Here is a 13,986-nt window from a genome sequence, read left to right as displayed (position 1 = left end):
GCCGACGGGCGGAGCGGGCGGTGCGCCTCTTAGGTCGAAGGCAGAGGCCCGTCCGCGTCCCCGGAGGATCCATGCGTACTGCCCGACTCCTGACCAGTGCCCTGCTGGCATCCGCCGCCGTGCTGGGTCCGGCGGGCTCGCTCGCGTACGCCGAGAACGCGCCGGGTGGCTCGCTGGAGCTGTGGCCCTCCAGTGCCTCCCCCGGCACCACGGTGACCGCGAACACCACCGCCTGCGGGTCGGCGGCGCGTGGCACGGGCGACGCGAACGCGGTGGGCGCGGGCGACTTCCAGATGTCGGTCTCCACCCACAAGGAGGTGCTCGCGGGCCAGTTCCAGGTGGCCCCGCGCGCCCAGCCCGGCACCTTCCGCATCAGCGTGAGCTGCGAGAACGGCAAGGTCGTCGAGGCCCAGCTCACGGTCACCGCGGGCAGCGACCGCGACCGGCACACCCATGACAAGTCGTCGGAGTGGAACGACCAGCGGGGCAAGGACAAGGCGCCGGAGTGGAACGACCCACGGGGCAAGGACAAGGCCCCGGAGTGGAACGACCAGCACGCCAAGGACAAGTCCTGGGACTGGGGCGGCCAGGGGCACGACAAGTCCTGGGAGACGAACGACCCGCGAGGGCACGTGAAGACTGGGGTCGGCGGCAGCGTCGGCCCCGACACCACCGAGATCGCGGTGGGTGCGGCCGTCCTGGCCGCGGCCGCCGTGGGCGGCACCTGGCTACTGCGTCGTCGGGCGAGCGGCGCGCAGGGCCGGGGCTGACCGCCCTTGTCGGCCCCCGCCGCGCGGCGCAACGCGGCCTGGCTGATGGTGATCGCCGCGTTCAGCGGCCTGTGGCTGATCGAGCGCGGCCTGGAGTCCGTGGAACCTCCGCAGCCGTCGGCGGCCGAGGCGTTCGCGGCGGGACCCGGCTCTCACCGGGGCGCCGCGACGTCCGATCCCCCGGCCGGGCCCGCGGCGCGGACCGTGACCGAACTGCCGCCCCCGGACGGCCTGCCGCCCTCCGAACCGGTGCGCGTCAGGATCCCCTCGATCCGGGTCGACGCGCCCGTGATGGGGCTCGGCCTCGGCCCCGACCGCAGCCTGGAGGTGCCACCGCCGGGGAACACGAACATGGCGGGCTGGTACAAGGACGGCACCCCGCCGGGCACCCGGGGCACCGCCGTGATGGCGGGCCACGTGGACGACGCCCGCGGCCCCGCCGTCTTCTACGCCCTGGGCGCGCTGAAGAAGGGCGACCGGGTCGAGATCACCCGCGCGGACGGCCGGACCGCGGTGTTCGCCCTCGACGCGGTCGAGGTGTACGAGAACGACGCGTTCCCCGACGCGAAGGTGTACGGGGCCGCCGCGCGGCCGGAGTTGCGGCTGATCACCTGCGGCGGAGGGTTCTCGAAGACGACCGGCTACCGGGGCAACGTGGTCGCCTTCGCCCACCTGACGGGCGTGGTGCGGACCGCCCGGGACACCGAACCGGCCACCCGCACCTGAGCCGCCCGGGCCGGGGGCTTCCCGCGCGAGGCGGCGGGAAGGCGGAGCAGGAGGCACACCCCCGCGTGCGCGCGGCTGCTCCGTTGGAGCGCGGCTAGGCGTTCCACTGGTCGAAGGCGAGCTTCGCGACCAGGGAGAAGACCACTACCAGCAGCACACCGCGGACGAACTCGCTGCCCTTGCGCAGGGCCATACGCGCGCCGATCATGCCGCCCGCGAGGTTGAACACGGCCATGAGGGCGGCCAGTTGCCACATGACGTTGCCCTGATAGGCGAACATGGCGAGCGCGCCCGCGTTGGTGCAGACGTTCACGATCTTGGCGGTGGCGCTCGCGGTCACCAGGTCGAGATGCAGCACGGCGGTGAGGGCGAGGACCAGGAAGGTGCCGGTACCGGGGCCGAAGAGTCCGTCGTAGAGGCCGATGCCACCGCCCACCAGCACGATCGCGGTGACCGTACGGGCCCGGGTGACCGGCTGACCGCTGGGCCCGGTGCCGAACGCGGGCTTGAACATCACGAACCCGGCCACGCCGAGCAGCACCACCAGGATGACCGGCCGCAGAACGGCGCTGCTGATGCCCGCCGCGAAGAACGCGCCGACCATCGACCCCGCGAGCGCCGCGAGTCCGATCCGCACCGCCGTCCTCACCCGCACCGGCGCCCTGCGCACATAGGTGACCGCCGCGCCGGAGGTGCCCACGATGGCGACCGCCTTGTTGGTGCCGAGGACGTGCGCCGCGGGCACATGCGGCAGACCGAGCAGCAGGGCGGGCAGCATGAGCAGTCCGCCACCGCCGACCACCGCGTCGATCCAGCCGGCCGCGCCCGCGGCGAGGCAGAGCACGATCAGCATGGTCAGCGATATGTCAGGCATGATCGCGACTTTAAGGAGCAGCGGCGCGGAGCGTCCATTACTTTCCGGATGCCTGAGCTAGATCAGAGCTTCCCTTGGCCGGGGTCCGGTCGGGGGCGGGCGGCGCGGCCGGGGTGACGGTGACGGCGAGGAAGGTGGCCGCGAGCGCGCTGGCCGCGGTGAGCCCCACGGCGAGCCGACGCCTGGCACGGTCGAGCGGAACAGGGGCGGCGCACTTGCGGTGACGGGCCATGACTCTGCGATTCCTCGTTTCGGCGGGGCGGGGTGGTCGGGGGCTTGTCTCCGCGGGGGCCACGGCCCGTATCCGTCGGCGAGCCGGGCGGTCCCGCGGGATTCAGAACCCGAACTGCTCGGTGTGGATGTGCTCTTCGGGAACCCCCGCCTTGATCAGCGAGGCGGTCGCGGCCTGCGCCATGGGGCCGGGCCCGCACAGGTAGACGTCGTGCTCGGCGAGGGCGGGGACGAGGTTGCGCAGTGCCTGGGGCGCGAGCGGGTCGAAGGACGCGTCCGAGGGGCCGAGCAGGTAGTGCAACGCGGCTTGCCGCTGGGCGGCGATGGCCTCCAGCTCGTCCCGCAGCACCAACTGGGCGGCGTTGCTCGCCCGGTAGAGCAGGGTGAGGTCGCCGGGTGCGGCGGGCAGCGTCTCGAACAGGACCCGCATGGGCGTGATGCCGACGCCCCCGGCCAGGAGCAGCACCTTGCGGCGGGTGCGGCGGTGGGCGGTCATCGCCCCGAACGGCCCGGTGGCCAGGACGCGGGTGCCGGGACGCAGCCGCCGGATCCGCCGACTGTGGACACCGAGCGCCTTGACGGTGATCCGTACGGTGTCGTCCCGCACCGGCGCGGACAGCGAGAACGGCAAGGAGGTGTACCAGAGCCTGCGCCGCATGAACCGCCAGCGCAGGAACTGCCCGGGTTCGGCGCGCAGCGCGTCGAGGCCCGTGCCGCGCATGACCACCGAGACCACATCGGGGCTCTCGTCACGCACCTCGACGACATGGAGGGCGTGCCGCAGCGCCTGCCGTACGGGCACGACACCCCGGTACCAGACGATCAGCACGGCGACGGTGGCGTGCAGCATCGCCCAGGCCCACACCACCACCGGGCTGCCCGACACATCGGGACCGACCAGTTGGTGCGCGAAGGCGAGCGCGGCACCGAGATAGGTGAGGAAGTGCAGGGCCCGCCAGGTCTCCTGCGGCAACCGCGCACGGGCGGCCCGCGCCGAACTGACCCCGGCCGCCACGAGCGCGAACGTGCCGAGAGCGGCGGCCAGGACGCCCCCGTAGCCGAGCAGTTGGACGGTCGCGCTCACCAGGTCGGTACCGCTGTGCGCGGCGTACCCGCACAGCGCGAGCCCCAGGTGGGCACCGACGAGACCCAGGACGTACCGACCACCGAACGAGTGCCACCGGGCGAGGCGGTCGGCGCCGACCCCGTGCTCGATCGCGGGGACCCGTGCCATCAGCAGCAGCATCACCAGGATCCCGTAACCGGCGAGCAGCCCGGACAGATGGGCCCCGCTCCCGAACAACGCGTCCAGGCGCGCCGACGGCCTGGCCTGAACACCCCACAGCAGGCTCACCCCTCCGGCCCCGGCCACGATCCCGCCCCGCACGACCCCCGGCCTAACCCGCAACACCCGCACCCCACCGGCCCCCGGACCAGCACCGCCCGGGCCCACCTGGACATGGGACGGGGGCGGCACGTGGGAGCGGGTCGGCTGGTGCGGCTGGCTCGACTGGTGCGCCAGGTTGGCGGACAGAGCTGGATACGCGGCAAGCTGCGGGTCGGTGGCCTCGATCGTCACGCCGGGCAGCCTAGGTCGGCGCGGCCCCCGAAAGCCCCTGGTCAGAGGCGAATCCGGGATCCTTAAGGCGCCCTTGAGGATGGGCTGACCACCGATTAAGCCGACCCGACCCGAGGCGGGCCGCCTTGCCAGTACACCCGCCCGACCCGAGGCAGCCGCCCCCGGGTACGGCCGCCCGACCGAGGCAGCGCCCCCGCGCCGGTGCGCCGAACCAACCGACCTGGGTCAGCTCGCTTGCCGGTCCAGGTACCGCAGCACGGCCAGCACCCTCCGGTGGCCCGACTCCGAGGGTGGGAGGTCCAGTTTGGCGAAGATGTTCGCGATGTGTTTCTCGACCGCCCGCTCCGACACCCCGAACCCTTCCGCGATGGCGTGGTTGGTGCGGCCCTCCGCCATCAGCCCGAGCACCTCCCGCTCGCGCGGGGTGAGCGCGTCGAGCGCCGCCGCCCGTCGGCTCGCGCCGAACAGCTGGGCCACCACCTCCGGGTCGAGCGCGGTGCCGCCCGCCGCCACCCGCTCCAGCGCGTTCACGAACTCCCCGATGTCCACGACGCGTTCCTTGAGCAGATAGCCGACCCCCGCCCCACCGTCCCCGATCAACTGCGCCGCGTACTTGGTCTCCACGTACTGCGAGAAGATCAGCACCCCGGTACCCGGCGCCGTACGCCGGATCTGCACCGCGGCCCGCAGTCCCTCATCGGTCTGCGTCGGCGGCAGCCGGATGTCCACCACCGCCGCGTCCGGCCGGTGTTCGGCAACCGCCGCCAGCAGCGCCTCCGCGTCCCCGACCGCGGCCGCCACCTCCACCCCCCGCATCCCCAGAAGCTGAACGAGTCCGTCGCGCAGGATGGAGGAATCCTCGGCGATGACGACGCGCATCACATGACCCGTCCTGTTCTTCCGTAGTCAAAGGCCGGTGCAGGCCGGTGAGCATGGGCCCCTCTGCATGGGTGCGTCTGCATAGGTCCGTGTACAGGGGCCCATGTGCAGGGGCTGACGTACAGGGTCCGGTGTTCCAGGCCCAGTGTTTCAGTGTCCCTCCTGCTGGGTGCCTGCTCATCTGAAGGGCATCAGCACGCTCATCACCGTAGGCCCTCCGGGTGGGCTGTCGCAGGTCAGCGAGCCGTCGACCGTACGTACCCGGGCCCGCAGCCCGGCCAGTCCGCTGCCCGCGCCGACCACCGCTCCCCCGCGCCCGTTGTCCTGGACGGTGAGCAGCAGCATCTTCGCCGCCCCGTAGACCGTGACCGTCACCTCCGAAGCCCCGCTGTGCTTCGCCGCGTTGGCCAGCAGCTCCGCCGTGCAGAAGTAGGCGATGGATTCGACGGCCGGGCTCGGTCTGCCCTCGATTCCGCAGCTCACCCGGACGGGCAGCGCGCTGTCCGCGGCCAGGGTGGCGAGCGCCGCCTCCAGGCCCTGGTCCAGCACGGGCGGGTGGATGCCCTTCACCAGATGGCGCAGGTCGGCGACGGCCTTCTTGGCGTTGCCCTGAGCGGTCTCGACGACCTTCAGGATCCGGTCCTGCTCCGCGCCGCCCGCGACCAGCTCGCGGATCATCGTGAGGTGCATGCCCAGGCCCACCAGGCGGGCCTGGGTCCCGTCGTGGAGGTCCCGTTCGATGCGGCGCAGGGTGGCCGCCGCGTCGTCGACGGCCTGGGCGCGGGTCTCCTCCAGGGTGCGGATGCGCTGGTCCGTCCGGTCCGGCCCGAGCAGTGCGGTGAGGAGCAGCCGGTGCGGAACGAGCGCGTGGCGGACCAGCCACGGCGCGGCGTACAGGAGCAGCAGTCCGACGGTGAAGGGCAGCAGCCACCGCGGCCAGCTGTCGAGCTCCACCCCTCCCACCACCATTCCCACATGCCGTACGGAACCGTCGGGCTCCCGGATCGTGAAGTAGTTCCAGCGCTTGAGCAGCGGATACAGCGTCAGCAGCACTCCGTGCACATAGCCGATGTATACGGAGCCCAGGGCCAGCAGGGCCGTCAGCGGGGCGGCCAGGGCGCAGCCGACCGCCCGCCATCCGGGTCTGCCGCCCAGCACCGAGCGCCGCCAGTCGAACACCCCGCTCGTCTCCGTCCGTACCGGAGGGTCGATCTCGATCCCCAACAGGCGGTGGGCCAGCGCTCGTTGGAGGTCGCCGAGGAGCAGGGCCCCGCGGACGGCCGCCGCGATGAGCCACAGACCCAGCGTCGTCCACGAGAGCACCGCGCCGATCAGCAGGACCCCCACGACCAGAACCAGGCCCGTCAGGGCGAGGGGCAGCGCGATGAGCGAGTAGAGCGCGGCGCGGGCGACCGGACGGAGCCGGTCCCGCCGGTAGGGAAACTCCAAGGAGCCCGGAAGGCGCAGGCGGTGCATGACGAACAACCCTAGAGCCGCTGATCAGAGCTGGTGGATCACCGGCACGGACAGGAGCGCGCAGACCGCGGTAACCAGGAGGGCCGGCCACGTGGCCCGGAACAGCCCCGTGCGGTCGGCGCCGAGGAAACCCTTGATCAGGCGGGCCTGGAGCAGGGTGAAGCCCTTCATCACCCAGGGCGTGAGGAGCAGGAAGGTCACCCCGCCGCCTATGCCGTGCACCGCCCACGCGCCCGCCATCGTGGGGCCGCCCCACGCCTGGCTCGGGTCGCTGTCCGGCCTGAGCGGATAGGCCAGGTTCATGACCACGACCGTCCAGAAGTAGCCCGACACCGTGAGCGCCACCAGGTTGAGCGGCAGGCTGATCACCGCATGAGCCAGCGCCGACGGCCCGGTGCGGCTCGGAGGCGCCACCTCCAGGCCCAGCAACGTGCGGGCGAGCCCCCGCTGGATCCGGCCCGCCGGCCCACCGACCAGGGCTATCGGGACGCACAGGATGCCGATGGGCAGCGCCAGCAGGAGATGGGCGAGTCGCAGCCAGGTCCGAGCCCGGAACGGCTCCCGCAGGATGCCTTTCCAGCTCACGCGGGGAGGCCGACGGTGTGTGGCGTGCCGATCGGTGACGCCCGGGCCCGCGAGAGGATCGGCCGAGGCCGAGAGAGGGTGGCTGGAGTCCGCGTGCGGGCGGGACGGGCCGGAGAGTGGGCGGGCCGGGCCGGTGTGAGCGCGGGCCGACGTGGGAGCGGGGTGCCGCTGTGCGAGGTCCATGCGTCAAGGCTCCCGTCCGGGGCCCGCCGTTTCGATCGTGCCAGCACGGAACTTCATGGTTCGGTTTACCCCACCCCCTCACACCCGCCCCGTCACACCCGCGCCCCCTCACACCCCACCCCCCGCCCCGCTGAGCTCAAGGTTCCCCCGTCGAAATCGGCGGGATGCGGCCGGGTAACAGCCGCCGCGCACGCTGGGCGCATGAGTTCGGACATCGTGGTGATCGGCGGCGGCACAGCGGGTGCCCGTCTGGCCCGGCATGTCCCGGTGACCGTCATCGGCGAGGAGACCCACGCACCGTACAACCGGGTGCTCCTCGCGGAGGTGCTCGCAGGACGGTACGGGCCGGAGGTGATCTCGCTGCCCCCGGTTCCGGTGCGGCGGGGCGTGCGGGCGGTGCGGATCGACCGCGCGGCCCGGCTGGTGCACTGCGACGACGGCGCCGCCGTCCCGTACGGGCGCCTGGTGCTCGCGACCGGTTCGAACCCGGTGCTGCCGCCGCTCAGGGGCCTGCGCGGCGACCGGCTGCCCGACGGCGTGCATCCCTTCCGCACCCTTGACGACGCGCTCGCCCTGCGCGAGAGGGCCCGGGCGGGCACCCGTGCGGTGGTCATCGGCGGCGGGCTGCTCGGCGTGATGGCCGCGCGGGCGCTCGCCGAGTGCGGCGCCCAGGTCGTCCTCGCCCAGCAGGGCGAGCGCCTGATGGAGCGTCAACTCGACGCAGCCGCGTCTCAATTGGTCCGGGCCCATCTCGAATTCCTCGGGGTGGAGGTGCACACCGAGTGCCGGGTGCGCGGGCTCACCGGGCCGGCCGGCACCGACGTCGAGCTTGCCGACGGCTTCGTCTTGGGCGCCGAGCTCGTCGTCCTGGCGACCGGGGTCCGGCCCCGGACCGCTCTGGCGCTGGCCGCCGGGCTCGACGTCCGTCAGGGCGTGGTCGTCGACGACGAGCTGCGCACCTCGGACCCGTACATCCATGCCGTCGGGGACTGCGCCGAGCACCGCGGAACGGTGTACGGGCTCGCGGGCCCGGCGCTCGAACAGGCCGACGCGCTGGGCGCGTTGCTGAGCACCGGGCGCGGTTCCTACACCGGGACGCGCGGTCTGACCCGGCTCACGCTCGGCGGCCCGCGCCCTCTCGACCTCGCCGCGTTCGGCGAGCCCACGCCACGCCCCGGCGACGACGTGGCCCACCTCGCGGACGCGACCCGGGGCGCCTACCGCAAGGTCGTCGTGCGCGGCGACCGCCTGGTCGGGGGCGTGCTCCTCGGCGACCTCGGCGCGGTCGGGGCGCTCGCCCGGACCTGGGAGGGGGACGAGCCCCTGCCGGACACGCCCCTGCTTCACCTGCTCACCCACGACGGAGGTTCCTGACGTGTCCACCGAACACCTTTCCACGATCGTGGTCGTCGGCCACGGCATGGTCGGCCAGCGCTTCCTGGAGGCGCTCGCCGAGCGCGGCACCACCGCGCGCGCCCGGGTGATCGTGCTCTGCGAGGAACCGCGCGCCGCCTACGACCGGGTCCACCTCACCTCGTACTTCGAGGGAAGGACGCCCGACGAACTCTCCCTCGTACCCGACGGCTTCATGCGGCAGCACGGAATAGAGCTGTACGTGGACGATCCCGCCGACTCCGTCGACCGGGCCGCGCGCACGGTCACCGCACGCTCCGGCCGGACCTTCGCGTACGACACGCTCGTCCTGGCCACCGGGTCGTATCCGTTCGTGCCGCCGGTGCCCGGCAAGGACGTTCCCGGCTGCTTCGTCTACCGGACCATCGAGGACCTGCTGGCCATCGAGGGGTACGCCAAGACCGTGACGACGGGGGCGGTGGTCGGCGGCGGGCTGCTCGGCCTGGAGGCGGCGGGCGCGCTGCGCGGGCTCGGCCTGGACACGCACATCGTGGAGTTCGCGCCCCGGCTGATGCCCGTCCAGGTCGACGAGGGCGGAGGCGCCGCCCTCCTTCGCACGATCGAGAACATGGGACTCACCGTGCACACGGGAGTCGGCACCCAGGAGATCACCGCCGATGAGGAGGGACGCGTCCATGGAATGACACTTTCTGACGGTTCTCATCTGTCGACCGACTTGGTGGTCTTCTCGGCCGGTGTCCGTCCCCGCGACCAGCTGGCCCGCGACTGCGGTCTCGCGGTCGGCGAGCGCGGCGGCATCGTCGTCGACGAACAGTGCCGCACCAGCGACCCCTCGGTGTTCGCGATCGGCGAGTGCGCGCTCGCCTCGGACGGTCGCGTCTACGGCCTGGTCGCGCCCGGGTACGACATGGCGGAGACCGCGGCCGACGCCATCGCCGCCGGGTCGGGACGCGTCTTCACCGGGGCCGACCTGTCGACGAAGCTGAAGCTGCTCGGCGTCGATGTGGCATCGTTCGGCGACGCGCACGGCACGGCCGAGGACAGCCTGGACGTCGTCTACTCGGACTCGCGTTCCGGGATCTACAAGAAGCTGGTCGTCTCGTCCGAGGGGGTGCTGCTCGGCGGCGTCCTGGTCGGCGACGCGGACGCGTACGGCATGTTGCGCCCGCTCACCGGGCACGTGCCGCCGCTCGCCCCCGAGCAGCTGGTCCTGCCCGCCGGGCTCGGCGCGCCCGCCGCGCTCGGCCCCGAGGCGCTGCCGGACGACGCGGTCATCTGCTCCTGCCACAACGTCACCAAGGGCGCGATCGCCGCCTGCGCCACGCTGCCCGAGGTCAAGAAGTGCACCAAGGCCGGTACGGGCTGCGGCAGTTGCGTCAAGACCATCGGGATGCTGCTCCCGAAGTCGGGGGACGGCGGCCTGTGCGGCTGCTTCGCGCAGACCCGCCAGGAGCTGTACGAGATCACCCTCGCACTGCGCCTCAGCTCCTTCACCGAACTCCTCGACGGGCACGGCCGCGCGGCGGCCCGGGGCGGCGAGGGCTGCGAGATCTGCAAGCCGGCCGTCGCCTCGATCCTGGCCGGCCTGGGAAACGGGCACATCCTGGACGGGGAGCAGGCCGCCCTCCAGGACACCAACGACCACTTCCTCGCCAACCTGCAACGCAACGGTTCCTACTCGATCGTGCCGCGCATCCCGGGCGGTGAGATCACCCCGGACAAGCTCATCGTGATCGGCGAGGTGGCACGGGACTTCGGCCTCTACACGAAGATCACCGGCGGCCAGCGCATCGACCTCTTCGGCGCCCGCGTCGACCAACTCCCCGCCATCTGGACCAGGCTGGTGGACGCCGGATTCGAGTCCGGGCACGCGTACGGGAAGGCGCTGCGCACGGTCAAGTCGTGCGTGGGGCAGACCTGGTGCCGGTACGGGGTGCAGGACTCGGTGCGGATGGCGATCGGCCTGGAGCTGCGCTACCGGGGCCTGCGCGCGCCGCACAAGCTGAAGTCGGCGGTCTCCGGCTGTGCCCGCGAGTGCGCCGAGGCCCAGTCGAAGGACTTCGGGGTGATCGCCACGGCCAACGGCTGGAACCTGTACGTCGGCGGCAACGGCGGCGCCAGTCCGCGCCACGCCGATCTGCTGGCCCAGGACCTGACAGATGACGAACTTGTCCGTCTGATCGACAGGTTCCTGATGTTCTACATCCGTACCGCCGACCGCCTGGAGCGTACGTCGGTCTGGCTGGAGCGGATCGAGGGCGGTCTCGACCACATCAGGGACGTGGTGGTGAACGACTCGCTCGGCATCTGCGCCGAGCTGGAGGCCCTGATGGCGGCGCATGTGGCGGGCTACCGCGACGAGTGGGCCGAGACCCTGGACGACCCCGAGCGGCTCGCCCGCTTCGTGTCCTTCGTGAACGCGCCCGGCGCGCCCGACCCCTCGGTCCGGTTCGTCCCCGAGCGCGACCAGATCAAGCCCGAACTTCCCCTCCTCACCCTGGGAGCCACGCGGTGACGATGATCCAACTCCAGCTGGACGAAGGCTGGTTCGAGGTCTGCGAGGCCGCCCGCCTCACCCCCGGTCGTGGCGTCGCGGCCCTGCTCCCCGACGGCCGCCAGGCCGCCGTCTTCACCGACCGGCGCGGCCGTACGTACGCGATCGACAACCGCGACCCGTTCACCGGCGCCTACGTGCTCTCGCGCGGGCTGCTCGGCTCGACGCCGGACGGCCGCCCCTATGTCGCCTCCCCGCTCCTCAAGCACCGCTTCGACCTGGAGACCGGGGTCTGCCTCGACGACGAGGCGCAGACCCTTCAGACTTACTTGACCGATCGTTCCAGTTAGTTCTACTGTCCTGGTGTGGCCAGGACCAAGGAATTCGACCCGGACGCCGCGTTGCAGTCAGCCCTGGAGCTGTTCTGGCGGCGCGGCTACGAGGCGACGTCGATGGCGGACCTCGTCGAGCACCTCGGCATCGGCCGCGCCAGCATCTACGCGACGTTCGGCAACAAGCACGAGCTGTATCTGAAGGCGCTCGACCGTTACGCCGAGCACCGCGACCCCATCCTGCTCGCCGAGCTGTCACAGCCCGGCCCCGCACTGCCCGCCGTGCGCGAGGTCGTGCGCCGCTTCGCCGCCGAGTCGAGCGCGGGCGATTCCCGCCTGAGCGGCTGCTTCGTCACCAACACCGCCGCCGAACTGGCCTCGCACGACAGCGCGGCGGCCCGGAGGGTCGAGCTCAGCTGGGAGCACGTCGAGACCCTGCTGCACTCCGCGCTCGTACGGGCCCAGGCACAGGGCGAGCTGGCGGCGGACCGCGATCCGCGCGGGCTCGCCCGGATGCTGCTCGTCTTCTTCCAGGGCGTACGGGTCGTCGGCAAGGCGTCCGGCGATCCGGGCCGCGTGAGGGACGCGGCCGAGCAGATTCTGACCGTGCTCGACTGACCGCTTCTTTCGACTGTCACTCCCCACCGGCCAACCGCCTCACCGCACAACCGGGCCCCGAGGCCTGCCCTCCGTACGCTCCCATAACAGAACGATTGGTCAAGAATATGTCTGCTCGTTTCGCGCACAAGACCGTTCTCGTCACCGGTGCCGGTTCCGGGCTCGGCCGGGCCGTCGCGCTCGCCTTCGCTGCCGAGGGGGCCCGCGTCGCCGTCGCCGGGCGCACGGCGGCGACCCTGGACGAGACGGTGGCCCTGATCGCGGAGGCGGGCGGGACGGCGGCCGCCTTCACCGCCGACGTGTCCGAGTCCCCCGCCGTCCGCGCCCTGGTGGCCGACGTGGTCGAGCGCTTCGGCTCCCTGGACGTGGCGGTCAACAATGCCGGGATCTTCCGGGGCGGCGCCCCCATCGGTGAGCTGTCAGAGAGTGACTGGCAGACCCTGATATCCGTCAACATCACCGGCGTCCTCCACGCGCTCCAGGCGGAGATCGCCCAGATGCGTACCCAGGAGTCGGGTGGCGCCATCGTCAACATCGCGTCCAACCAGGGCGCCCACAGCCGCCGCCCCGGACTGACCGCGTACGCCACGACCAAGGCCGCGGTCAGCACGCTGACCAGGGGCGCGGCCCTCGACCACATCCAGGACGGGGTGCGGATCAACGCGGTGAGCCCCGGCCCCGTCGACACCACGATGTCGCTGCGCCCGGGCGAGTCCGAGGCGGACCGGGCGGCCCGCATGAAGGAGGAGCAGCCGCTCGGCCGGGTCTCCACCACGGCGGAGGTCGCGGCGGCCGTGCTGTACCTGGCCTCGGCCGATGCCGCCTCGGTCGTCGGCGCGGACCTCGTCATCGACGGCGGCGCCTCCGCCTGATCGGCGCGTCCCTCCCCTACCCGGCCCGCGGGGCATACCCACCAGTACGGTGGACGCATGACTCAGGGCTGGAGTGCTCAGGACATCCCCGATCAGAGCGGCCGTACGGCCGTCGTCACCGGGGCGAACAGCGGCATCGGTCTGGTCACGGCGCGGGAACTGGCCCGCCGTGGCGCACGGGTGGTGCTCGCCTGCCGCAGCGAAGTGCGCGGCAAGGACGCCGAGGACCGGATCAGAGGTGAAGTCCCGCACGCGCAGGTCGAGTTCCGGCAGCTCGACCTCGCCGACCTGGCGTCCGTGCGGGAATTCGCCGCCACGTTCCCCCACGAACAGCTCGATCTGCTCGTCAACAACGCGGGTGTGATGGCGCTCCCGTACGGGAAGACCGCCGACGGGTTCGAGAGGCAGTTCGGCGTCAACCACCTCGGACACTTCGCGCTCACCGGGCTGCTGCTGCCGCGGCTCCGGGCCGCCGATGCGGCGCGCGTGGTGAGCGTGTCCAGTGGGATGCACGCACTGGCCAATATTGATATCGGTGATCTGAACAGCGAGCGCCGCTACCGGCGTTGGATCGTCTACGGACGCTCCAAGTCCGCGAACCTGCTCTTCATCCACGAACTCGCGCGTCGGCTGCGGGCGGCGGGCTCGGACATCGTGGCGGCGGCCGCGCACCCCGGCTACTCCGCGACCAACCTCCAGACGCAGGCCGTCCGCATGGAGGGCCGCAAGGCGGCCGAGCGGGTCGTCGAGCTCGGCAACCGGATCATCGCTCAGCCCGCCGAGGTGGGCGCGCTGCCCACGCTCTACGCGGCGACCGCGCCCCGGGTACAGCCCGACTCGTTCACGGGGCCGTCCCTCATGATGTGGCGCGGCGCACCCGCCAAGTCCTGGCGCGCGAAGTGGACGCTGAACGACGTCGCCGGTGAACGGCTCTGGGTGGCTTCGGAGCAGCTCACCGGCGTGACGTACGACATGTCCTGACGCCTGGGGGTC

14 protein-coding genes are annotated in these 13,986 nt (G+C 72.2%); 8 read left to right on the top strand and 6 right to left on the bottom strand.

Going from position 1 to position 13,986, the window contains the following annotated elements:
• Nucleotides 1-71 precede the first annotated feature (71 nt).
• Both DT019_RS05070 and DT019_RS05065 read left to right on the top strand, forming a co-directional pair.
• Entirely contained in the window at nucleotides 72-770 is a 699-nt protein-coding gene (locus DT019_RS05070; protein ID WP_114035424.1) for a hypothetical protein, read from the top strand.
• 45 nt (nucleotides 771-815) lie between these two features.
• Nucleotides 816-1,496 (top strand): class F sortase, encoded by a 681-nt coding sequence (locus DT019_RS05065; protein WP_114036008.1) that lies wholly within the window; start codon nucleotides 816-818, stop codon nucleotides 1,494-1,496.
• 94 nt (nucleotides 1,497-1,590) lie between these two features.
• On the opposite strand, the gene DT019_RS05060 is transcribed toward DT019_RS05065, so the two are convergent.
• The 6 genes from DT019_RS05060 to DT019_RS05040 form a co-directional block, all read right to left on the bottom strand.
• On the bottom strand, nucleotides 1,591-2,370 hold the full coding sequence (locus tag DT019_RS05060; protein WP_114035423.1) for a sulfite exporter TauE/SafE family protein: 780 nt from the start codon (nucleotides 2,368-2,370) through the stop codon (nucleotides 1,591-1,593).
• A gap of 37 nt (nucleotides 2,371-2,407) precedes the next feature.
• Nucleotides 2,408-2,602: a hypothetical protein gene (locus DT019_RS39085; protein WP_147267274.1), complete on the bottom strand. Its 195-nt coding sequence runs from the start codon at nucleotides 2,600-2,602 to the stop codon at nucleotides 2,408-2,410.
• Nucleotides 2,603-2,704: 102 nt separating this feature from the next.
• Nucleotides 2,705-4,180: a ferric reductase-like transmembrane domain-containing protein gene (locus DT019_RS05055; RefSeq protein WP_223279308.1), complete on the bottom strand. Its 1,476-nt coding sequence runs from the start codon at nucleotides 4,178-4,180 to the stop codon at nucleotides 2,705-2,707.
• Between the two features lie 225 nt (nucleotides 4,181-4,405).
• Nucleotides 4,406-5,059: a response regulator gene (locus tag DT019_RS05050; protein ID WP_114035421.1), complete on the bottom strand. Its 654-nt coding sequence runs from the start codon at nucleotides 5,057-5,059 to the stop codon at nucleotides 4,406-4,408.
• A gap of 177 nt (nucleotides 5,060-5,236) precedes the next feature.
• Nucleotides 5,237-6,535, bottom strand: coding sequence for a sensor histidine kinase (locus tag DT019_RS05045; protein WP_114036007.1), 1,299 nt, complete (start codon nucleotides 6,533-6,535; stop codon nucleotides 5,237-5,239).
• Between the two features lie 24 nt (nucleotides 6,536-6,559).
• Nucleotides 6,560-7,120 carry a hypothetical protein gene (locus DT019_RS05040; RefSeq protein WP_114035420.1) on the bottom strand — a complete coding sequence of 187 codons (561 nt, stop codon included), beginning with the start codon at nucleotides 7,118-7,120 and terminating at the stop codon, nucleotides 6,560-6,562.
• Between the two features lie 384 nt (nucleotides 7,121-7,504).
• On the opposite strand from DT019_RS05040, the gene DT019_RS05035 reads away from it, so the two are divergent.
• The 6 genes from DT019_RS05035 (at nucleotide 7,505) to DT019_RS05010 (ending at nucleotide 13,974) form a co-directional block, all read left to right on the top strand.
• Entirely contained in the window at nucleotides 7,505-8,677 is a 1,173-nt protein-coding gene (locus DT019_RS05035) for an NAD(P)/FAD-dependent oxidoreductase (protein WP_114035419.1), read from the top strand.
• Nucleotides 8,678-8,723: 46 nt separating this feature from the next.
• Nucleotides 8,724-11,192, top strand: a complete 2,469-nt coding sequence (gene nirB, locus DT019_RS05030) for a nitrite reductase large subunit NirB (RefSeq protein WP_262985315.1) — start codon at nucleotides 8,724-8,726, stop codon at nucleotides 11,190-11,192.
• Between the two features lie 2 nt (nucleotides 11,193-11,194).
• Nucleotides 11,195-11,521 carry a nitrite reductase small subunit NirD gene (gene nirD / locus DT019_RS05025; RefSeq protein WP_114036006.1) on the top strand — a complete coding sequence of 109 codons (327 nt, stop codon included), beginning with the start codon at nucleotides 11,195-11,197 and terminating at the stop codon, nucleotides 11,519-11,521.
• A 15-nt stretch (nucleotides 11,522-11,536) separates the two neighbouring features.
• Nucleotides 11,537-12,121, top strand: coding sequence for a TetR/AcrR family transcriptional regulator (locus DT019_RS05020; protein ID WP_114035417.1), 585 nt, complete (start codon nucleotides 11,537-11,539; stop codon nucleotides 12,119-12,121).
• A 107-nt stretch (nucleotides 12,122-12,228) separates the two neighbouring features.
• Nucleotides 12,229-12,993 carry an SDR family NAD(P)-dependent oxidoreductase gene (locus tag DT019_RS05015; RefSeq protein WP_114035416.1) on the top strand — a complete coding sequence of 255 codons (765 nt, stop codon included), beginning with the start codon at nucleotides 12,229-12,231 and terminating at the stop codon, nucleotides 12,991-12,993.
• Between the two features lie 57 nt (nucleotides 12,994-13,050).
• Nucleotides 13,051-13,974: an oxidoreductase gene (locus DT019_RS05010; protein ID WP_114035415.1), complete on the top strand. Its 924-nt coding sequence runs from the start codon at nucleotides 13,051-13,053 to the stop codon at nucleotides 13,972-13,974.
• Nucleotides 13,975-13,986: the final 12 nt, after the last annotated feature.

The sequence above is a fragment of the Streptomyces sp. SDr-06 genome (genome assembly GCF_003324565.1).
GTDB lineage: Bacteria > Actinomycetota > Actinomycetes > Streptomycetales > Streptomycetaceae > Streptomyces.
Note: the sequence above shows the minus strand (reverse complement) of the source record. Positions and strands in the feature narration are given on the sequence as shown.